Annotated in this window: 16 protein-coding genes; 5 read left to right on the top strand and 11 right to left on the bottom strand. The window is 53.0% G+C overall.

Features of this window, described 5'->3' with window-relative positions; all coding sequences use genetic code 11:
• Positions 1–196: 196 nt before the first annotated feature.
• Genes Q9L42_RS03170 through Q9L42_RS03160 form a run of 3 tightly spaced genes read right to left on the bottom strand, consistent with a single transcriptional unit; the run spans position 197 to position 2158 of the window.
• Complete coding sequence (locus tag Q9L42_RS03170) at positions 197–1453, bottom strand: DUF3570 domain-containing protein (RefSeq protein ID WP_305909874.1); 1257 nt, start codon at positions 1451–1453, stop codon at positions 197–199.
• Positions 1440–1658: a DUF4266 domain-containing protein gene (locus Q9L42_RS03165; RefSeq protein ID WP_305909875.1), complete on the bottom strand. Its 219-nt coding sequence runs from the start codon at positions 1656–1658 to the stop codon at positions 1440–1442. Before Q9L42_RS03165 ends, Q9L42_RS03170 begins: the two co-directional genes overlap by 14 nt.
• A 5-nt stretch (positions 1659–1663) precedes the next feature.
• Positions 1664–2158: a TlpA family protein disulfide reductase gene (locus tag Q9L42_RS03160; RefSeq protein ID WP_305909876.1), complete on the bottom strand. Its 495-nt coding sequence runs from the start codon at positions 2156–2158 to the stop codon at positions 1664–1666.
• 862 nt (positions 2159–3020) lie between these two features.
• Here Q9L42_RS03160 and Q9L42_RS03155 point away from each other — a divergent pair.
• The 4 genes from Q9L42_RS03155 to Q9L42_RS03140 all read left to right on the top strand — a co-directional run bounded on the left by Q9L42_RS03155 (position 3021) and on the right by Q9L42_RS03140 (position 8249).
• Positions 3021–3212, top strand: coding sequence for a hypothetical protein (locus Q9L42_RS03155; RefSeq protein WP_305909877.1), 192 nt, complete (start codon positions 3021–3023; stop codon positions 3210–3212).
• 218 nt (positions 3213–3430) lie between these two features.
• The gene (locus Q9L42_RS03150; RefSeq protein ID WP_349431872.1) at positions 3431–5851 is read left to right on the top strand and encodes an efflux RND transporter periplasmic adaptor subunit; all 2421 of its coding nucleotides are present in this window, start codon (positions 3431–3433) and stop codon (positions 5849–5851) included.
• A complete protein-coding gene (locus tag Q9L42_RS03145; protein WP_349431871.1) occupies positions 5848–6759 on the top strand; it encodes an FAD:protein FMN transferase in 912 nt (303 codons plus the stop codon). The genes Q9L42_RS03150 and Q9L42_RS03145 overlap by 4 nt, the downstream gene beginning before the upstream one ends.
• A 941-nt stretch (positions 6760–7700) precedes the next feature.
• Positions 7701–8249 (top strand): DUF2058 domain-containing protein, encoded by a 549-nt coding sequence (locus Q9L42_RS03140; protein ID WP_305909882.1) that lies wholly within the window; start codon positions 7701–7703, stop codon positions 8247–8249.
• A 1-nt stretch (position 8250) separates the two neighbouring features.
• Here the strand turns inward: Q9L42_RS03140 and Q9L42_RS03135 are convergent, their stop codons facing one another.
• The 6 genes from Q9L42_RS03135 to Q9L42_RS03110 form a co-directional block, all read right to left on the bottom strand.
• Positions 8251–9534 carry a GGDEF domain-containing protein gene (locus Q9L42_RS03135; protein WP_305909883.1) on the bottom strand — a complete coding sequence of 428 codons (1284 nt, stop codon included), beginning with the start codon at positions 9532–9534 and terminating at the stop codon, positions 8251–8253.
• 30 nt (positions 9535–9564) lie between these two features.
• Entirely contained in the window at positions 9565–11085 is a 1521-nt protein-coding gene (locus Q9L42_RS03130) for a sensor domain-containing diguanylate cyclase (protein ID WP_349431870.1), read from the bottom strand.
• A gap of 548 nt (positions 11086–11633) precedes the next feature.
• Positions 11634–12239: a thiol:disulfide interchange protein DsbA/DsbL gene (locus Q9L42_RS03125; protein WP_305909885.1), complete on the bottom strand. Its 606-nt coding sequence runs from the start codon at positions 12237–12239 to the stop codon at positions 11634–11636.
• Between the two features lies 1 nt (position 12240).
• On the bottom strand, positions 12241–13410 hold the full coding sequence (gene ccsB / locus Q9L42_RS03120; RefSeq protein WP_305909886.1) for a c-type cytochrome biogenesis protein CcsB: 1170 nt from the start codon (positions 13408–13410) through the stop codon (positions 12241–12243).
• A 259-nt stretch (positions 13411–13669) separates the two neighbouring features.
• Positions 13670–15616, bottom strand: a complete 1947-nt coding sequence (locus Q9L42_RS03115) for a cytochrome c biogenesis protein ResB (protein ID WP_305909887.1) — start codon at positions 15614–15616, stop codon at positions 13670–13672.
• A gap of 272 nt (positions 15617–15888) precedes the next feature.
• Positions 15889–16587 carry a c-type cytochrome gene (locus Q9L42_RS03110; RefSeq protein WP_305909888.1) on the bottom strand — a complete coding sequence of 233 codons (699 nt, stop codon included), beginning with the start codon at positions 16585–16587 and terminating at the stop codon, positions 15889–15891.
• Between the two features lie 110 nt (positions 16588–16697).
• Between Q9L42_RS03110 and yihA the strand changes: the two genes are divergently transcribed.
• Entirely contained in the window at positions 16698–17300 is a 603-nt protein-coding gene (yihA, locus tag Q9L42_RS03105; RefSeq protein WP_305909889.1) for a ribosome biogenesis GTP-binding protein YihA/YsxC, read from the top strand.
• A gap of 423 nt (positions 17301–17723) precedes the next feature.
• Here the strand turns inward: yihA and Q9L42_RS03100 are convergent, their stop codons facing one another.
• Both Q9L42_RS03100 and Q9L42_RS03095 read right to left on the bottom strand, forming a co-directional pair.
• A complete protein-coding gene (locus Q9L42_RS03100) occupies positions 17724–18605 on the bottom strand; it encodes an MBL fold metallo-hydrolase (RefSeq protein ID WP_305909890.1) in 882 nt (293 codons plus the stop codon).
• Positions 18606–18617: 12 nt separating this feature from the next.
• Positions 18618–19451, bottom strand: a complete 834-nt coding sequence (locus tag Q9L42_RS03095) for an HDOD domain-containing protein (protein WP_305909891.1) — start codon at positions 19449–19451, stop codon at positions 18618–18620.
• Positions 19452–19471: the final 20 nt, after the last annotated feature.

Here is a 19471-nt window from a genome sequence, read left to right as displayed (position 1 = left end):
TAGCGAAGCCCAACATTTCCGGCGCGCCTCAATTTGTGTATAACGATGGGTCTGTAACCCCAAACCTGTAAGGCGGCGAGAATGGTTTTTAAATGTCAGGGAATGCTGGCGCAGATCCTGGCATACCGGCGAAGCGTATGACGCTACGAGGTCCGACGATCACGCAGATGCGACCGCGGTGAAGTGACGTTAGCGACTAAAATTTGATCTTGATCGCTCCGCTGAACAATACGTAATTAAAATCGGTCAGCTCGGAGGCGGTTTGTCCGCCCAATTGCAGCGCGGCGGCATGGGCGCTGTATTCAAAACCGGCTTCCAGCTTGATGCTTTCGGTCAGCTTATTGGCGTGTCGCCATTCCCGGCTGAGCTTAATGCCGCCGCTGAGGACGCCGAAGCCGGCCAGTCGGAAATCGCTGGAATAATGATGATCCTTCCGCGGCGTCGTGTAGAAATCGCGATAAAAACGGGCCTGGTTCTGGGAGTAATAGCGTAAGCGCGGAATCAGCATCCAGTCTTCGGCCAGCGGCTGGTGATAGACCGCCTCGAAGGTATGCGAGGCAATATCCCAACTGTCGGTGAAATAACGATAGTCGAGGTGCAGCGCCGAATCCAGCGCGGAAAAATAGCGGATATAGCCTAACGAGACCGACCACTGGTCGCGTTTGTCCGGCCGGTTTTCATAGAAGACATGGTTGAATCCGCCGTCTTGCAAATTATGGTCTGTATCCAAGCCTTGGATAAACACTTTTTTGTAGGGATTGGACAGATAGCCGCTGCCATGAGTGTAGCCGGCGCTCAGCCGAAACAGCGATTTTTTGCCGAGTATCTGGCTTAAACCCAGCTGTATCTGATATTCGTTCTTTTCCTCGCTGAGCGGCCGGGTGGTCGGTTCCACCCGGTCGAAATTTTGTCCGAAGCCCAGCGACAAGGTATTCAGCTTGCGGTTGAAATCCCAGTCAACGCCGACATGGTAGCCATGGGACAGATAATCCGGTTCTTCGGAGCGTTTACCGGAGGCGTGAAAACTCAGATTATCGAGAAAATAACTAAGTCCGATATCGACACCGTAGCGGGTTTCTCGGGTGGACGCGCCGGTCATGACCTGAACCGCTTGCTCGCCGCCGCTGACGGTTTTGTCGCCGTCTACGCCGCTGATGCCGGAAGCGCCGCTGCTGGTTTGCGCGACAGAGGCCGGCAGGGTCAAAACCGGCGTGGCGCCGGAAAAACTATCGATCACCCAACTGCCTTGTAGCTCCAGAGACTGACTGATTGGCAGCACGGTCATGCCCTGATAAATGTCCACCGAAATACGATCATCGCTTTCCCGGTAATGACCGTATTGGATATCGGTTTTCGCCTGATAATCGCTTGCAGCGGCCTTAGCCGACATACCCGGCAATGCCAGTGCCGCGGCGGTTAAGGCGTGCAGCGCATTGGTTTTAGTTGCAGCCACAGCCGCCGCCTCCGCCGCCGTGACCGCCGGAAGAGGCCTCCTTACTAATCAGCATATGTTGGCGCAACGAGGCTTCTATCGCGTTGGGCTGAAACGCCATATGGGGCTTGGCCAATAGGCCGCGTTCCCATGGCATCACGTTCGGCGCGCAGCCCGTCACCAACAAGATCGAGCCCAGGCATAACGCTGGAGTGGTCGAGGGCATAGCGCTTACTCGTCTAGCAAAGACAAGACGCGAGTACGTATCTTGTCGATGCTGTCATCGTCGAAACCGACATGCACATCCCTGATAATGCCGTTTTTATCGATGATGTAGGAGGTCGGCATCGCCATCACGCCGAAGGAGCGGGGGCAATCGCCTTCACCGTCATAAGCAATGGAAAAATCAACCGGGTTGTGATGCAGGAATTTTTCCGCATCGCTTTTTTCTTCATCCACGTTGATGGCGAGAATGGCAAAGTCCCGCTGCTTTAATTCATCATGCAGGCGATTTAGGCTGGGGAAGGATTTTTTACAGGTTGGACACCAGGAGGCCCAAAAATCGACATAAACAACCTTGCCCATGAAATCGGCAAGTTGCAAGGTTCTATTGTCGTTGAAATCCGATGGATGACAGGCCGGAACAAGCTCTCCGGATTCTGCCGCCGATGTTTGCAGAGGGAACAATAGGGCGAGCGATAAGAAGTGAGCTGGTTTAATTATCATGGAATTATTATATATTTATATTGTTAATGATAATGATTGTTATTCGAAGTTTTATGCAATTTCAGGGCCAACCATGCCGCACCATCCGGGATGAGTCTCTGTTTTTCAAGGGAAAAAGTAACTACTCACCCCATTTGTAGGGGGGATAAGCCTGAAGGGCGCATCCAGCAAAGATGCCGACCCGGTGGATGCGCTTCGCTTATCTCCACCCTGTCATGCCCTGCCGCGTTCGATCAGTGGGGCGATCAGTTACGGGGAAAATTGGATAATTTTGCTATGACGGCCCAGGCAGGGGGAAATAGAGGGCGCGAAAAGTGTGTGATATGACGCAGTCGGTATGTCATATCACACACTTTTTCAGGATTTTCGCCGTTGAGAAAAGGGCGGCAGATTGCTGAAGACGATCGCATCAAATATTGGGAGAGCACTGGACCAGAGGCCTACAGGCCTTAGCTAGAGAGGAAAGTTGTGAAAAAAGCGGGCAGTCGCGAAGACATGCGAGATGCTAAAAATTCGTGCTCCGAACCGTTAATGAAGGTAAAAAATAGGTGATATGCCCTATTTTTTCGCTGCGTCCGCCGCTGGCAGAGAATGAGTGTATTGGTTTATAACTATACTCTTAATAAATGATAATGATTATTGTTTAAATTCAGTGGCTTGGCTGGGACTGTTTTCTAACTGTCGGCATGAGGATTGTTTGGCATGGCGATTGCTGGCAGATTACTCGAGTCGTTTGCTTCGACTCTGATGCAGATTCCTGTTCACCTATGCGCGTCAGCCGATTAGTCGCGGCGGAATTTGACAGCTAAGCATGGAATAGACATGGAATACTTAGGTAAACTTATCAATTGAGGAAATAATAATGAAAGACAAGCAACCATTGACGTTGAAAATTGAAGATCTGGAAGAACGCATCGCGCCTCATATCAGCGTATTTCTGCCGGAGGCGGCAAGCGACATGGCGGAGCCAGGCGCACATCCCGAAGCTGGTCTGCATGCTAAGTTAGGCACTAATTTCCCTGAAGGTGTTGAGTTCGATAAGCCTCACTTCTGATTTAGCACCGCCCAGGCCTATCCACAAAGCTTGGAGTTCATTGCTCTCCATGGACGAGGATAGCGCCTGGTTTCTATAAGCGGCGTCTATGGCTATGGCCGCTGATTTTTGTTTGCCTGTTTGAATAAGCAAGAATTTTAATGACCGACTGCCGATCATTTTGCACTCGCCTCCATGCCAGGATGCTCCTGTCCCGTCTCCACTGAATAGTCGTTTAAATGACTCATCACAGTCCCCGCATCAGAGCGGATTTATCCATCAGTCGACAGGAAACCGCCGACGGCCCATGTTATATCGTCAAGATCCCTGAAACGGGACGATTCTTCCGTTTCGGCGAAGTCGAGTATTTCATTATCGAACGCTTGAATGGCGAAAACTCCGCTGCCGAGATTTGCGCCAGCGTCGAAGAAAACTATCACAGCGCCTTGAGCGTCGATGCCTTGCAGGCCTTTGTCGCCAGCTTGGAACAGCGAGGCTTGCTGAATCAGACATCAGAAAGTCCTCGACCAACCTTACTTAAACAAAGACAGTTCAAAGGCAGCTATCTTTATTTGCGTTACAGCTTGTTTGACCCCGACCCGTTGCTGGCGTATCTAAATCATCGCTTGAGTTTTCTGTTCAGCCGTACATTTTTGTGCTTATCGCTAGCGTTGATCCTAGGCGCCTTTGTGCTGTTAATAAGCAACGATGCCGAGATTCAGCGCGATCTCGTCAACCATCTGGCGATAGAAAACCTGCTGGCTGTCGGGGGCGTGTTGTTGGTGACCGTCATTCTGCATGAATTCGCCCACGGCCTGACCTGTAAGCATTTCGGCGGTCAGGTGCATGAAATCGGTTTTTTGTTGATTTTTTTCATGCCGGCGTTTTTTTGCAATATCAGCGACGCCTGGTTGTTTCCGCAAAAATCACGGCGTTTATGGGTTGCGTTTGCCGGCGCCTATTGCGAATTGTTGATCTGGGCGCTAGCGGTGGTCGCCTGGCGGATTTTTGCCCCGGAAACCACGATTCATTATCTGGCCTTAATCATGATCGGTTCATCGGGAGTCAGGATCTTGCTCAATTTCAATCCGCTGATCAAGCTCGATGGTTATTACATGCTCAGCGATTATCTGGATGTCCCTAATCTGCGGGCAAAGGCGCTCGACTATGTTCGAATTAGGTTCAAGGCCTTATTCGGATTGGCGAGGCCGACGGCGATCGATATATCCCGTCGGGAGAAAATCATCTTTGTGACGTATGGCCTGTTCGCCGGTCTTTTTTCCGTTTTCATCCTGGGTTATTTAGCCGCGTTACTGGCCCAATTTCTCGTGCTGCACTTGCAGGGAACAGGCTTTGCCATTTTTGTCGGAATTATCATGATCGCTTTTCATAAAAAATTACAGTCGCTATCGTTGCGACTGCGTAAACACCTTAGCGGCGGCGCAATGAGCGGCAAGCCTTGGCGCAACTATGCGTTGCCGATATTGCTGATCGTCTTGCTTTCTGTCGTCGAAATCGAACTGACAGTCTCGGGTGAATTCGAGATCTATCCGGCGCATAATGCCGATATCCGCGCCGAAGTGGAAGCGATCATCGATGACGTCTATGTTCATGAAGGCGACAGGGTGCGCAAAGGCGACCGCCTAGTCCATTTATCCGATCGTGAATATCGCATGCGCTTGCATAAAATCGAGGCGGAGATCCGTGAATATCAAGCCAAGTTGAAAATACTGACGGCCGGCGCGACCAAAGAGGAAATCGACTCGGCCCGAAGCAAGGTCGATACCGCCAAAACCCGTTATAAACACGCTCTGAAGGCCGATCAGGAAGCGGAACAGATTCATCTCAGGCATCTCAGCAAAGTGAAGGGCGCGATCGACAAGGTGCGGGAACAATTGAATTTCGCCGTGAAAAAATTGCAACGGATCGAGGCGCTGTCGGACAAACGGGTCATTCCTCAGGTGACGCTGGAGCAGGTGCAGGAAGAGGTTTCTGTCAAAAGAAACGAATTGCGGGAGGCCGAGGCCGAACTGAGCATGGTGCAGGCCTATCGGCATGCCGATGTCGTAAAGGAATTGGCGGTCTCTAGGGATGAAGTGGAGCAGGCGGAAGCGGACCTGCGTCAATTATTGGCGGGACATAGGGAAGAGGAAATCGAGTCGCTGGAAGCGGTGATCAATGCCCTGCAGGTTCAGCAACGCTATTTGCAGGATAATCTGCAACGGGTCAAGGTGACAAGCCCGATAGAGGGCGTCGTGACCACGCCGAAAATTAACGAAAAAAAAGGCCAACTGGTCAAAAAAGGCGATTTGATCATGGAAGTCTATCGACTGGATACCGCCAAGGTCGAAATGCTGATTCCGGAAAAGGATATCGGAGACATCGGCGTCGGCCAGCCGGTCACGCTGAAGGCGCGCGCCTATCCGGACCGGCAGTTTAACGGAAAGGTGGCCGCCATCGCGCCGACTGCGATGGATGATGACAGCGGACTGACGCGCAAGGTCGTGCGGGTGACCACCGAAATAGACAATGCCGCCTTGTTGCTTAAACCGGAAATGACCGGTTTCGCGAAAATAGACTGCGGCAAACGGACGCTGTTCGAATTGCTGACCCGGCGCATGCTGCGTTATCTGCGCGTCGAATTCTGGGCCTGGTGGTGAGCGAAAAAAATTCGATGTTCGATTATTTTGTTGTGCCGTTTAACGCGATGGGTTCTCGCTGCGAAATCAAGCTTTATGCGCATGAGCCAAAACACGCGCAACGCGTCGCAGCGCAGGCTATTCAAACCGTAAAGAGGCTGGAACGACGCTACTCGCGTTATCTTGACGACAACCGGTTGTCTGCCATCAATCGGGCCGCCAAAGCCGGCGCCAGCATCGAGGTCGATGAAGAAACGGCGGGGTTGTTGAATTATGCCGAGGCCTGTTATTTAAACAGCGACGGCTTGTTTGATATCAGTTCCGGCATCTTGCGCGTAGCCTGGGATTTCGGCAGCGCCGGTTTGCCCGAACAAAGCCGGATAGAGGCGTTATTGCCAAGGATCGGGTGGGACAAGCTAAGCTGGCGGGCGCCGCTGTTATCATTTTCCCGGCCGGGCATGGAACTGGATTTTGGCGGCATCGTCAAGGAATACGCGGCCGACCAGTGCGCCGTCATTTGCCAGCAGGCCGGCATCGGCCATGGCCTGATCAATCTGGGTGGGGATATACGCATCATCGGGCCGCATCCGGACGGTTCGCCCTGGTCGGTCGGCATACGCCATCCCCGCGATAAAAACCGGCATTATAGCCATATCCGGCTGGAAAGCGGCGCGGTAAGCAGCAGCGGCGATTATGAACGCTGCATCCGCATCGGCGATCGTTATTACAGTCATATACTGGATCCTCGCAGCGGCTGGCCGGTCAGCGGCCTGGCCTCGGTGACGGTGATCGCGGAGCATTGCCTGGTGGCCGGCAGTCTCAGCACGATAGCGATGTTGAAGGCAACGGCGGGGGAAAGTTGGCTGCGGGAAAACGCGGTGCGGGCATTATGGGTCGATATCAACGGCAACTGCGGCGAAAGCCCGTAGTTCGCCGCCAGGCAATCCGCCTGGATACGAGTAACGGCCAATTTTGCTCCGCGCGCCGTGTTTGGCGGCACCGCCCTACATTGGCGTCGCAGCCGTAGGGCGGATCAAGCGCAGCGGATCCGCCAAACACCCATGAGAATCCATGCCGAAACGTGGAACCGCGTTGCTTGTTCTACGCTACAGGACGGGGCAGGACAACAAGGTAGGGCGGATTCGCCGCTAGGCAATCGGTGGAAGGTTGCGGACGGAGTTGCAAACTCCGTCCGGCTTTGGAACGCACAACGGCTAATTTTGTCTCCGGTGGCGTTTTTTGGCGGCTTGCTTCGCGAAGCCGCCTTACGATGGTGGATCCGCTGCGCTTGATCCGTTATTGATGCGCTTCACGCTGTTCAGCACATCCACAAAGGTAAAGGCGTAGGACCGCCGCCCTCGTAGCGAAAAGCAAGTAGCCGCATGTCGCTATGCGAAATGCAGGTCAACGAGGTCCTGAACGATTCAACAGTGACTAGAGTAAGCTAAACGTTTGGGGCGGGTTAAATAACCCGCCCCGCCCAGAGAGCTACCTGATACCGGCTGTGTTTAACCCGAACTCAGGTTAAACACAGTAAAAATGCTCAAACTGGCAATTGTTGGAAATGTGGTTGCCGGATCGCGTAGAGAGGCGCTTTCAAGGTAAAATAAACCGTAACTATTCAGTATCTTTCAGGGTTTAGGGAGTAGGCCATTGATTTCTCGGGACGCGTTCACCCAGCACCTAAATACCCTAGGTTATTGGCTATGATTAATAATCTTCGTTAATTTAGGTGCTGGGTGAATACTTCCCTGTAAGCTCTGACTGCAACGTCCTGTTGCAGACAGCCCGATAAATCAATAACCTACTCCCTCTGATAAAACTACGCTGAATAATTACAATAAATCTGTAATCAATCGTAACCATAAAGATGAAGAATCAATCATTGCAGGATCAGTTGCTGAAAGCGGGCTTGGTCAACGAGACCAAGGCCAAGCAGGCGAGAGCGGAAAAGCGTAAGCAGAGTAAAAAACAGCGCAAGAACAAGGTGGAAGCTAGCGATGAAGCCAAACGGCTTGCCCAGGAAAATAAGGCCAGACAGGCGGAAAAGGACAGGTTACTGAATGAACAGCGCAATAAAGAGGCGGAAAAACAGCAGCTCGTCAACCAGGTTAGGCAGCTGATTGAACGGAACCGCTTGCCCAAGGCGGCCGGCGATGATGGCGTTGCCTATCATTTCAATGACGATAACAAAGTTAAAACCATTTACATTAGCGCCGAGCTGCGCGACAAGATCAGCGCCGGAAAACTGGCCATCGTCGGGCTGGACAGCGTTTATGACGTGGTCGACGTCGAAGTCGCCGATAAAATCGGCGCCCGTCAGCCCGAGGCAGTCATCGTGCGTTTTAGCGATGATGAGCAGCCAGCCGTCGACGATGAATACGCCGAATATCAAATACCCGACGACTTGATGTGGTGAGTCATCGATAGATCGTGCAACGGTTGCGGCCGTTTTCCTTCGATTGGTAGAGCGCCTGGTCGGCGCGGCCAAAAACATCCTCATGTTGCCGGTCGCCGGCGAGGAATTCGCTGATGCCGCAAGACATCGTCATGCCGACTCGTTCCCCATGGTAGTTAAAGTCGGTTTCGGCGATGAGACGACGGATTTTTTCGGCGATCTGTAACGATTGTTCGGCGTCGATGTTTTGCAGCAACATGACGAATTCCTCGCCGCCGTAGCGAGCGATGAAATCCGTTTCCCGGCAACGGTGTTGCAGCAATCGAGCGACCAGCTCCAGCGCCTTGTCGCCGGCCTTATGGCCATAGATGTCATTGATCTTTTTGAAATGGTCGATATCCCAGATGATCAGCGTCAACGGTTTTTGATAGCGTTTCCAATGCTTGAACTCGGCATCGATTTTTTCGTCAAACGCGAGGCGGTTGGGCAGCCCGGTCAACGGATCGTGAAAGGCCAAGGCATGGGCCTGTTTCAGATTGTTGCGCAGAATCGACGTTTCCGTTTCCAAAGCCTGCAGCTTTTCCGACATCTCAGTCAGCTGTTTTTGGCTTTCTTGCAAGCGATGATTTTCGTCCCGTTCGTGCAGCTGAAATTGTGCGGTCAGCTTCTGTAAATGCAGGGTGATGTTATTCTGCAAGGCGCTGAGATCCAGCGCATTCGAGGCGCTGTCTTGGATCGTATCGATCTGGCTCTTAATCGCGGCATTCAACGATTCCCGTTCGGAAAAAGAAGCTAGATTCGAGGCGCTGGCGAGACGAGTTTGCTGATCCAGCAGGTTCAATTGATTGGAAATGCTCTCCAGGAATTTTTCCGTTTCCTGTTGTTCGTTATGCACATGATGGTTGATGTCTAGAATCAGCGCGACTGCGGCGTTGAACAGCCTGGCGAAGGCTTCGTCGTCGGGTTTGCTTTTCAGTTTTTGCCGTATGATCTTGCCGTGCGCCTGAAATTTAGCCGGTATGTTGATGCCGGTCAGCAATTCTTCCAGGCGATTCAGAAATCGCTCCCTCTGCAGACAATCCTCGGGGACCGGCGGAGCAGGCGTTTTCGGCTTCTGCTTCAACACATGATTGATCGTCTTCGACAGGCTCAGCAGGTCCGCCTTCAGTTCGTCGAGACTGGCGCCTTGTTTTAACTGCTGCCTGAGTCCGTTGATGTGTGTATCGAGTAGTCGGTTTTGACCCTGGGAAAGGACCAGGAACTGAACAATCAGCTTGTAGAACAGTTTGTCGTCAATATATTTCAAGTTGGCAGGTTGCGCTATCAATCAGGAAAGTCATGATGCGAGGACGCATCGGTTACGGCCATCTTTTTTGGCCTTGGACAAGGCGGCAGCGGCACGCTTGAATACAGTATCACCGCTGTCAGAGATTGTAAATTGACAGACGCCGCAGGACAGGGTGATGGCGATTTTGTCGCCGCTGGAATTAAAGCCGGCGCCGGCTATCAGCCGGCGTAATTTTTCCGCGATGGCCAAGGCCGTTTGTGCGTCGGTATCGGTCAATAACAGCAAGAATTTTTCATCCTGGTAACGCGCGATGAAATCCGTTTCCCGACAATTTGCCGCCAACAGACGGGCGATGATCTTTAGGGTTTTATCGCCGGCCTTGCGACCATAGCTATCGATGATGTTGTTAAAGCGATCGATATCGCAGATGATCAGGCTCAATGGCGTGTGGTCTTGCTGTAGCCGGGCCATTTCCAGTGTCAGTCTTTGCTGATAGGCTTGATGGTTCGGCAATCCGGTCAGCGGGTCGCGAATCGTTGGGTTGTGGGCGAGGTTGAGTTTGTTATTTAATTCGTTGGATTTCAATTCCAGGCGCTTGATTTTTTCCGTCAGTTGCTGCATCGCCTGTTTATGTTGCTCGTGTTCGCGTTGTTCCTGGCGCTGGTGATCCTGTAATTGGCGGGCGATGCTGGAGAGTTTGGAGTCGACCAATTGCTTCAATACCTCCAGTTGGGTGGATTGCGCCGAATTTTGTTGCAGCTCGAGTATTTGCCGGGAAACGGACTGGTCCAGCACATTTCTTTTTTGTAAGGTTTGCTGAGACGCCGTCGTAGCGCCGACGCTGTGTTGGCCAAGCTCTTCCAAGTGCGCGCCCAGTTTACATAGAAATTCCGCCATATTCTGTTGTTCCGAGCGAAAGTAATCTTTCATTTGCGTCAGCAGGTCGAGGCATTCGCTCAACATGGCCGGCGCCGGAACAGTCTCGTTTTGCAAACGCAGTTGCAGTTGTTCGGCCTGTTCGGTAAGCGTCGCCGGAATTGCGTCGGCGTCCAGCAGCGCGACCAGTTGCGTCCTGATCGCCTCGTCGTCGATGCCGTCTTGATGAATTTCGCTGACCACCGATTGTTCTTCGTCAACCAGTTCGTGCAGGGCCAACAACAGTTCCTGGGAATTTGCCGAATTATTGCGAAATTTCCGGTAAATGCGCTCAAATTCGTCTTGTCGGCGGGGAAAATGACGGCCTAGAAATTCGATCAATAAGCGCGGCTGATCATCGGGTTGCCGTGTCGCCGACTCATCGAAGGTCATCAGCGCATTGCTGAAGTCGTCCAATTCCTGTTTGAGTTTTTCGGTTTTTAAACCGTTTTTCAATTGTTTGCGGATGCGCGTCAGGTAAGGATCCAGTTCCTCGCTGAAACCGGTGGTGGCCAGAGACAGGCGTATGATGGTCTTACACAGCAACGCCTCGTTGTCCTGGTAATATTTTTCCAATGCGTCATGTTCGTCCAGCAGGGAAAAATATTTTTTTTCCCATTTATCGCTAGGGTCATTCAGGTTGAACAAGCTCATAGAGGCGGGGTCATGGAGTCAATGATTTCTGCAGTCAGGCACGGAATATCCGGCTTTCCAGCCGGAGTCGAAGTAAGTAACCTGAGTTCGGGTTAAGAAACCAGCCTGTATCAGCTAGCTCTTCCAGAGCTGTCTTAGCCCTTTGGAATATATGATTCGTAACTACTCACCACCCATTCGTAGGGTGGATAAGCGGAGCGCATCCACCGGATCGGCATCTTTGGTGGATGCGCCCTTCAGGCTTATCCACCCTACATGCCCTGCCGCGGTCGATAAGTGGGGCGAGCAGTTACTATGATTCTTATATCCCGAACTGAGGTTAAGTAAATTCAACCGCATTGTCGTAGGGCGCGCAATGCGCCATTAATGCCAACAAATCCCAGCTTGAGGGTTTAAGCGGTGTTTAGGGCCTGGGGTGTGTCTGTCGAGGAACGCCGTGAACCCATCCTTGGGGGCTTGACGGCGGCATCCCTGCCGCCGACATCCACGCCAAACACACCCCAAGCCCTCTTTGTTATCCAAATTGGGAATCGCTGTAATGATGCGGATTACTGCTCGGATTCCTTCGCGATCAGCTCGTTCATGACCTTGATCATGTTTTTCTGGGACTTGGCCAGCGGACCGTTGGTTTTGTATTTGCCGTTGATGATGATGGCCGGCACGCCGGTGACGCCGTAGCGGGGCGGCATCGATTCTGCCTGGCGCAGCTTGGCGTCGACCAGGAAGGATTTATAGGCGTTGCGGAACTCGGTTTCATCGACGCCGTGTTCGACAAAAAACTTGGCCAAGTCATCTTCGCTGCGTAGCGCCTGTTTTTTATTTTGAATGGCGTCGAACAGATCGGCATGGACCTTATCGACCACGCCCAGCGCCTCGGCGGTGAAATAGGCCTTGGCGTGATCGCCCCACAGCTTGCTGAACACCGCCGGAATGCGAATGAACTCGACGTTATCCGGCTTGTTTTTCAGCCATTCGGCCAGCGTCGGTTCGAAGCTGTAGCAGTGAGGGCAGCCGTACCAGAAAAACTCGATCACTTCGACCTTGTCGGGATTCTGTGTCGGCTGGGCAGGGGTGATTTTTTCATAACCCAAAGGCTCTGCGCTCAGCAGCGAGGAAAAAACGAACAGGACGAAAAACAGGGATTTGTTAAACATATTAAAGTTCTCCATAAGAATGTAATCCGGATAAAAACATATTGACGCCAAGAAAGGCGAACAGGGTGACGAAAAAGCCGATGATCGCCCACCAGGCCATCGTGCTGCCGTTCCAGCCCTTGGTCAGGCGCATGTGCAGCCAGGCCGCGTAATTCAGCCATACGATCAGCGCCCAGGTTTCCTTGGGATCCCAGGACCAGTAACCGCCCCAGGCTTCCGCGGCCCACAAGGCGCCGAGGATCGTGGCCAGCGTGAAAAACGCGAAGCCCAAGGCGATGGCTTTATACATCAGGTCTTCCAGTAAGGATAGCTCAGGGAGACGGGATGAAAAGAAACCGGCCGAATTTTTGCTCTCGGCATGGGATTTGATAATGAAGACCACCCCGATCATCGCGGCCAACGAAAACGCGCCGTAACCGACGAAATTGGCCGGCACATGAATCTTCATCCAGTAACTGTTCAGGGCGGGCACCAGTGGCTGAATGTGATGAGCCTGGCGGTCAAAGGTGTACCAGAGCAGAAAGCCGACCGCGGCGCTGATCACCAACAGCACAAACGCGCCCAGAGAGCGGGTCTTGTAATGCTGCTCATAGTGTAGGTAGAGCAGGGCGGTGATGATCGCGAATAGGATGAACACTTCGTAGAGATTGCTAACCGGGATATGGCCGATATCGACGCCCATCAGATAAGATTCACGCCATCTGACCATCAGTCCGACCATGCCCATCGTCGTCGCCGACCAGGTCATGCCGGCGGCGACCTTGCCGATAAATTCGCGCCCGGAAAACAGATGGGCGAAATAGGTGACGGTCGCCATCACATACAGGGCGCTCATCCACATGATCGCAGACTGGCTGGCGAACAGATATTTGAGCAAGAAATCGCTTTCGGCGGCGTTCAAATCGGCGCCGTAACGGGAGACCGCCAGCAGGCTGAAGATGGCGATGATCAGGCTGAAGTTTTTTAACGCCGACCAGCGCCAGCCCAGCCAGATCAGCAGCGGCGCGGTGGCGGACAGAATCGCGATTTCATAGCCGTCCATCAGGCCGTGATATCGGCTGAATGTATAAACCGCTCCGCACAATACGATCACCGCCCACACCCGGTCGAAAACCGTGCGCTGTTTAAGATAAGAAGGCCGATTGAAGGAATGTTCCAGGGTATTTTCCATAAGCAAATTGGTAAAGGTTGAATAAATCGTTAGGAACGAGGTAACTACTCACCCCCATTCGTAGGGTGGATAAGCGGAGCGCATCCACCGGGTCGGCATCTTTGGTGGATGCGCCCTTCAGGCTTATCCACCCTACATGCCCTGCCGCGCGTTCGATAAGTGACCAGCAGTTACCGAACCTCCACAAAGTCTACTGTTTCGGGAAGTTATTTTGTGCATATTTCTTAGCGACCGCTTGTCGTTTGCAGCTGTTTCACATTCACTCGCTTTGTGTCAGTTGCTTGCGGATAAGTTCAAACTCCCGGTCAAAGTCATAGCGATTGCGCAATGCGCTGCCGGCCAACAGGATATCGTCCTGGCCGACCAGCAGCCACAGCCGCCGCTGCGGCATATAAAACATGAAAAACACGCCCAACACCAGCAACAGACAACCGGGAAAAACCAGCAGCTTGCCCGGCGAACGGGTGATCTGCAGGCCGGTCGCTTCGATATGTTGGAAGCTTTGCAAATCCAGCAGTACCGGCGAATCGTAATAATGGGCGGCATTGACGGCGTTGACGGCGTCCTCGAAGAAACGCTTATCAAAAGCATCGAGCGTCTGGCCGGCGGCCGCGCCTTCTTCGGCCAGGACGGTTCTATAGACGTTTTTCAGCAGTTGCCGCAACACCGCGGCGTACAGCGCGGAAACCTCTTGGCGCTTGTCGGCCGCTACCGCTTGTTCGATCCGTGCGTTAATGTGCTGATAACCGCCTTCGACGAACTGCTGGGTGATCTTCAGCATGAATTCGCTGACGGCCAGTTGATCCTGGCGCGGCAATCGGCGGCTTTTTTCGCTGGAGCGAGCCGTCTCGGCGGCGATCTTCGCCAATCGGTCATCATCGAGCAAGATCCGGTAAAAGTTCATGAAGCGGTCGAGCCGGCGTTCACGGTCGGCCGGCAGATACCAGTATTGGAACGGTTCCGAAGGCTTGCTGCGTATCCCGCAAAGGTAATACCAGGCGCCGTTCTTTTCAACCGCCTGCATATAGTGCAGATATTCGTTGGCGACCCCGGTTGCCTTGCGTAACTTGAACTGGAAGCTGGGGCCGAAATTGACGAATTTTTTCACCCCCAACGGGTCCGGATTCACGTTAAACGGTCGAAAATCGGAGATTTCCAAGGTCAGCGGACCCGCCGTCGTGTCCAGGGCAATCGCTTCCTTGACCGTCGCCTTGATCTCCAAATCGGGCTGTTCTTTGCGCAACGGCCAGGCTTTCAGCCGCAGTTTGGAACCGCCGTCGCCGAAGCTGTTTTGATAAACAGTGTAGCCTCTGTAGCTGAATGGATGGTTAACGGAAATCGTGTTCCGTAACGGTTCCGCCCGCGACTTGTCGATGATCAGCAGATCGCTTTCGAAGGACTTCGGCTGGCCGCTGGGATAATGTTCGATGCGAAAGTCCTCGACCTTGATGATGAAGGGCAACATCTGCACCAGATAGCCGTCCTTGTAATCGATGAAAGCCAGGTTGGTCATCTTGCCTTCCGGAATGTCGACATTGGCGCGGAACGACAGATTGTCTTCGTCCAGCGTGCTGATATCGGGTACGCTGCTGGCCGGTATGCGCCGGGTTTCGACGACGATATTCCCCCACATTTCGGCGACTTTCAGCGGCACGTTGCCGTCCAGCAAGCCGCCGATGCAGATGATGATAATGGCCAGATGGCTGAAGATATAACCGAGCCGGCTGCCGGCGCCTTTTTTCGCGGCGTAGCGGAGGGTGTCGCCGTCTTTGTGCAGTCTGAAGCGATAATGATGATGTTTCAGTAATGCGCTGATGAAACGGATGTTATCGTCGTCGGAGCGATTGTTGGCGACCAGCGCGTGATGGGGCAGGCGCAGCAAGGTTTCGCGTTGACTGTGTTCGCGATAGTCGCGCATATCTCGCAGCATCCGAGGCAGGTTGCGGTAGACGCAGACGCTGGTGGAAACGACCAAAAAGGCCAGGATGGTCAGAAACCAGCCGGCCGAATAGACGTTGAACAGGCCCAGCGTCTTGAAGATTTCAAACCAAAACGGTCCGAATTTCAGCACATAATCGCCGTAGGGCTGGTTTTGTTGGACGACGGTGCCGATCACCGCGGCGATCGCGATCGCGACCAACAGTGTGATCGCCAGGTTCATCGAACCTAAAAAACGCAGCAGAATTTTTAATGAGGAGTGAGGCATCGGTATTGTGACTGGTTAATCTCAGAAATAGAGATCAGGCGATACTCAGTTTGGATAACAAAGAGGGCTTGGGGTGTGTTTGGCGAGGATGTCGGCGGCAGGGATGCCGCCGTCAAGCCCCCAGCACCTAAATTATCCTGGAATGTAAAATATAGTCCAGTAGCCATGGAATTTAGGTGCTGGGTGAACGGCGTTCCTCGACAGACACACCCAGGCCCTAAATACCGCTAAAACGCACAAACTGGGAATTGCTGAGAGTATCGGGGAGCGGATTATTTCATCATCGAGATATGGTAGGAAACCGCCTTGATTTGTTTATCGGTCATCTTCTTGGCGATCATGTGCATCATGTTGTCGGGGTTGTTCTGTCGCTCCCCTTTCTTATAGTCGCTCAGCGACTTGATCAGATAATCGGCATGCTGGGAACGCAGCGCCGGGAAGACGGCCGGTTTGTTGCCTTCGCCGTAAGGACCGTGACAGGCGATGCAGGCGGAGACTTCCCGTTCCAGGTCGCCGTTGCGGTACAGGTCGCTGCCCAGCGCCATCAGTTCGTCGAGTTCGCTTTGTCTTTTTTCCGCGGCGGCTTCTTGTTCGGCCTGATCCAGCTCGTTCTCGTCTTCATCGTCGTCCGTTTCCAGCACCGGCGGCTGATTGGCGCTGATCGATTGTTCGGAATAATAGGCGGCGATATTTTCGATCGCTTTTTCGTTGAGCCCCATCGCTAGAGGCGCCATCATCGGCGCATTGCGAGCGCCCGCCTTGAAAGCCAGCAATTGTTTGATCAGGTAGGATTCATGCTGACCGGCCAGTTTCGGAAAGGTGGGGGCCATGCTGTTTCCGTCTTCACCGTGGCATCCGGCGCATGAAGCGGCCTGTGTTTTACCTTCTTGAGCATTGCCTTCGGCATGAACGACAGCGCTTATGCCGGTTAATGCAAGAGAGATTGAAACAGTCAGCAGTTTTTTGATCATCAGCTTCCCCTTATTAGGAATAAGTAGTCAATATTATGGGCCGTTAGCGGGCTCCGGACGATATAATGGGCTAAATTCTACTCCATTTACTTTCTTGACGCGAGATTACGATGAATCCAGTTTATCAACAGGCCCGGTTTATCGGCAGCGCCACCAAACTCAGCAACGCGCCGGTCGATCAGGGGCTGGAAATCGCCTTTGCCGGGCGTTCCAATGCCGGCAAATCCAGCGCCATCAACACGCTGACGGGACAGAGTTCGCTGGCGCGCATCAGTAAAACGCCGGGCCGCACCCAATTATTGAATTTCTTCGAGATAGATTCGGAACGCAAATTCGTCGACCTTCCCGGCTACGGTTATGCCAAGGTGCCGGTGGCGGTGAAAAAACAATGGCAGCAAATGATGGAGACCTATCTGCAAGAGCGCAAGGCCTTATGCGGCATCGTGCTGGTGATGGATGTGCGCCATCCGTTGACCGATTTCGACTGGCAAATGATCCGTTGGTGCGAGCACGCCGGCCTGCCATTGCATATCCTGCTGACCAAGGCCGACAAATTGAAATTCGGCGCGGCGAAAAACACCTTATTAAAGGTGCAGCGGGAATTGAGTCAGGTCAGCATCGTCATTACGCTGCAATTGTTTTCCTCGTTAAAGAGGACCGGCATCGATGACATCCACCAAATCCTCGATCAGTGGTTTCAATTTGAGGGTTAGGAAGTTGCTCTGCCGACGATCTAAAGCATATATTCGATGCCTTCGCGGGCCATCAAGATGTCGAACGGCGCATCGCGGTTTTCCTGTTGCAGCTGCTGATGAATCCGGTACATGCGGGGCGGGTTATTCAACCCGCCCCGAACGTTTTGATTTTATTGGCATAGGATTGAAAGATTCAGGCCGAAGTTACAAACTTCGGCCTGCTCAGAGATGCGCTGAACCGCGTTAAGCGCATCAAAAACCGGTGCGCTTCCTATCGTCAGCACACCCTACTCGTATCCGTGAGGTGGATCACGCCCAGCGGATCGGCTAAAAGCATTCAATACATGCGGGGCGGGTTGTTTAACCCGCTCCTAACATTCAGCTGGCTTTAGGCACGGTTGAATCGTTCAGGACGGGTTAGGAAGTTGCTCTGCCGACGATCTAAAGCGTATATTCGATGCCTTCGCGGGCCATCAAGATGTCGAACGGCGCATCGCGGTTTTCCTGTTGCAGCTGCTGATGAATCCGGTCCAATTGCCGGTCGCTGCGGCAGGGGTCATGATGGGTCAAAAATAATTTTTTGGCATGGGCTTGGGCGGCCATGCTCAGGGCGGAACGATAGGTGCCGTGACCCCAGCCCTGTTTAGAGCGATATTCCTCGTCGGTATAGGAGGCGTCGACGATCAGCGCGTCGACGTCGCTCATCGCCTGGGCCACTTCGGCCAATTTGGCCTCGACATAGCTCTGATATTCGTCATGATCGGGGTCTTCCGGGCTGTAGATGTTATAAACCGGCTCGTAATCGCCGGTAAAAAACAGCGACTGGCCGTCGCAATCGATGCGATAGCCGAAATTTAACACAGGATGGTTGAGCAGCGTGGGGGTGATGCGGGCCTCGCCCACCGACACCGTCTTGCCGGGCAGCAAGGTGTGGTAATTCAGTTTTGCCTTCAATTCGGCTTCGCGGATCGGAAAGAAACTATATTGCAATTGCACGCCCATCGAACGCTGTATGCCTTCGTTGGTGACCGGGTCGATGCCGCCGTAGATATTGATCAGGTTATTCGGCATGAAGATGGGCATGAAGAAAGGCAGACCCTGGATATGATCCCAGTGAGTGTGGGTGATGAAAATATGGGCGTTCACCGTTTCCCGGGGATTAAGCCGCTGGGCCAGGGCATGTATGCCGGTGCCGGCGTCCAGGATGATCAGCTCGTTTGAGGCGGTTCTGATTTCTATGCAGGTCGTGTTGCCGCCGTATTTGACGGTGCCGGGACCCGGGGTCGGTATGGAGCCTCTGACGCCCCGGAAAATTAATTTCATCGCATGCCGTTGTCAGTGTATGAAGGATAAGGCCTCGGATTTAAGTGTAGACAAATCTCCCAGAGACTCAATCACTTCGTTCAAGTCCATGCCGAAATGGGCGCTGACTGCTTCGGGAAATGCTTCGACAATCGGATTGCCGGCATCGCCGATTCCGAGTTGTTTGCTGACTTGGTTGGCGACAAACAGGCATTGCGTCAGCAGGCTGCTTTGAGGCGGGGTGTGGTGATGATTGATCGCCTCGACCAGGCTGGCGTCGAAGGCCCATTTTTCCGCCAGCAGCGCGCCGGCCTGACTGTGATCGATGCCGATGAATTCGTTTTCGCAGTGGTGCAGCGGCAGCTGTTGTTCGGCGCTCTTTTGCAAGGACTGCTTGAAGGCTTCCGCCTTGAACTCGGCAAACACGACCTTGCCGAAGTCATGCAGCAGGCCGGCGACATAATAATCGCTTAATTCGTTTTGCGGCACGCCCATTGTTTCGCCCAGTTTTTTGCAGATCGCGGCAGTCATCAAGGAATGCAGCAAAAATTTACCGGTGTCGAAGCCGGCTTTATTGTGCGGTTTCAATACGCCGATCGCGGCGACGCTGAGAGCCATGTTTTTAATCGTGTTTATGCCGATATGAACCACCGCTCGCTGTATCGAATTGATTTTTCGCGGCAGGCCGTAAAAGGGCGAGTTAATGGCCTTCAAAATCTTGACCGTCATGACCGGATCGCTTTCGATGACGACGACGATGTCTTTACCGGACGAATTGATGTCCGATGCCAGTTCGACGACACGCTGCACGCTGTTCGGAAACGCGGGCATTTTTTCAACCAAGGTGACGAGTTCGTCGATATGCATGATGGTTATCTTGTGATTAG

It is taken from the genome of Methylomarinum sp. Ch1-1, assembly GCF_030717995.2.
Taxonomy (GTDB): Bacteria; Pseudomonadota; Gammaproteobacteria; order Methylococcales; family Methylomonadaceae; genus Methylomarinum; species Methylomarinum roseum.
This window is presented reverse-complemented; position numbering and strand designations above follow the sequence as displayed.

Coding starts and splice junctions, on each gene's coding strand:
- Q9L42_RS03165 (WP_305909875.1), bottom strand. CDS start 1,658: ATGCCCTCGACCACTCCAGCGTTATGCCTGGGCTCGATCTTGTTGGTG.
- Q9L42_RS03155 (WP_305909877.1), top strand. CDS start 3,021: ATGAAAGACAAGCAACCATTGACGTTGAAAATTGAAGATCTGGAAGAA.
- Q9L42_RS03150 (WP_349431872.1), top strand. CDS start 3,431: ATGACTCATCACAGTCCCCGCATCAGAGCGGATTTATCCATCAGTCGA.
- Q9L42_RS03125 (WP_305909885.1), bottom strand. CDS start 12,239: ATGTTTAACAAATCCCTGTTTTTCGTCCTGTTCGTTTTTTCCTCGCTG.
- yihA (WP_305909889.1), top strand. CDS start 16,698: ATGAATCCAGTTTATCAACAGGCCCGGTTTATCGGCAGCGCCACCAAA.
- Q9L42_RS03110 (WP_305909888.1), bottom strand. CDS start 16,587: ATGATCAAAAAACTGCTGACTGTTTCAATCTCTCTTGCATTAACCGGC.
- Q9L42_RS03140 (WP_305909882.1), top strand. CDS start 7,701: ATGAAGAATCAATCATTGCAGGATCAGTTGCTGAAAGCGGGCTTGGTC.
- Q9L42_RS03095 (WP_305909891.1), bottom strand. CDS start 19,451: ATGCATATCGACGAACTCGTCACCTTGGTTGAAAAAATGCCCGCGTTT.
- Q9L42_RS03100 (WP_305909890.1), bottom strand. CDS start 18,605: ATGAAATTAATTTTCCGGGGCGTCAGAGGCTCCATACCGACCCCGGGT.
- ccsB (WP_305909886.1), bottom strand. CDS start 13,410: ATGGAAAATACCCTGGAACATTCCTTCAATCGGCCTTCTTATCTTAAA.
- Q9L42_RS03115 (WP_305909887.1), bottom strand. CDS start 15,616: ATGCCTCACTCCTCATTAAAAATTCTGCTGCGTTTTTTAGGTTCGATG.
- Q9L42_RS03160 (WP_305909876.1), bottom strand. CDS start 2,158: ATGATAATTAAACCAGCTCACTTCTTATCGCTCGCCCTATTGTTCCCT.
- Q9L42_RS03130 (WP_349431870.1), bottom strand. CDS start 11,085: ATGAGCTTGTTCAACCTGAATGACCCTAGCGATAAATGGGAAAAAAAA.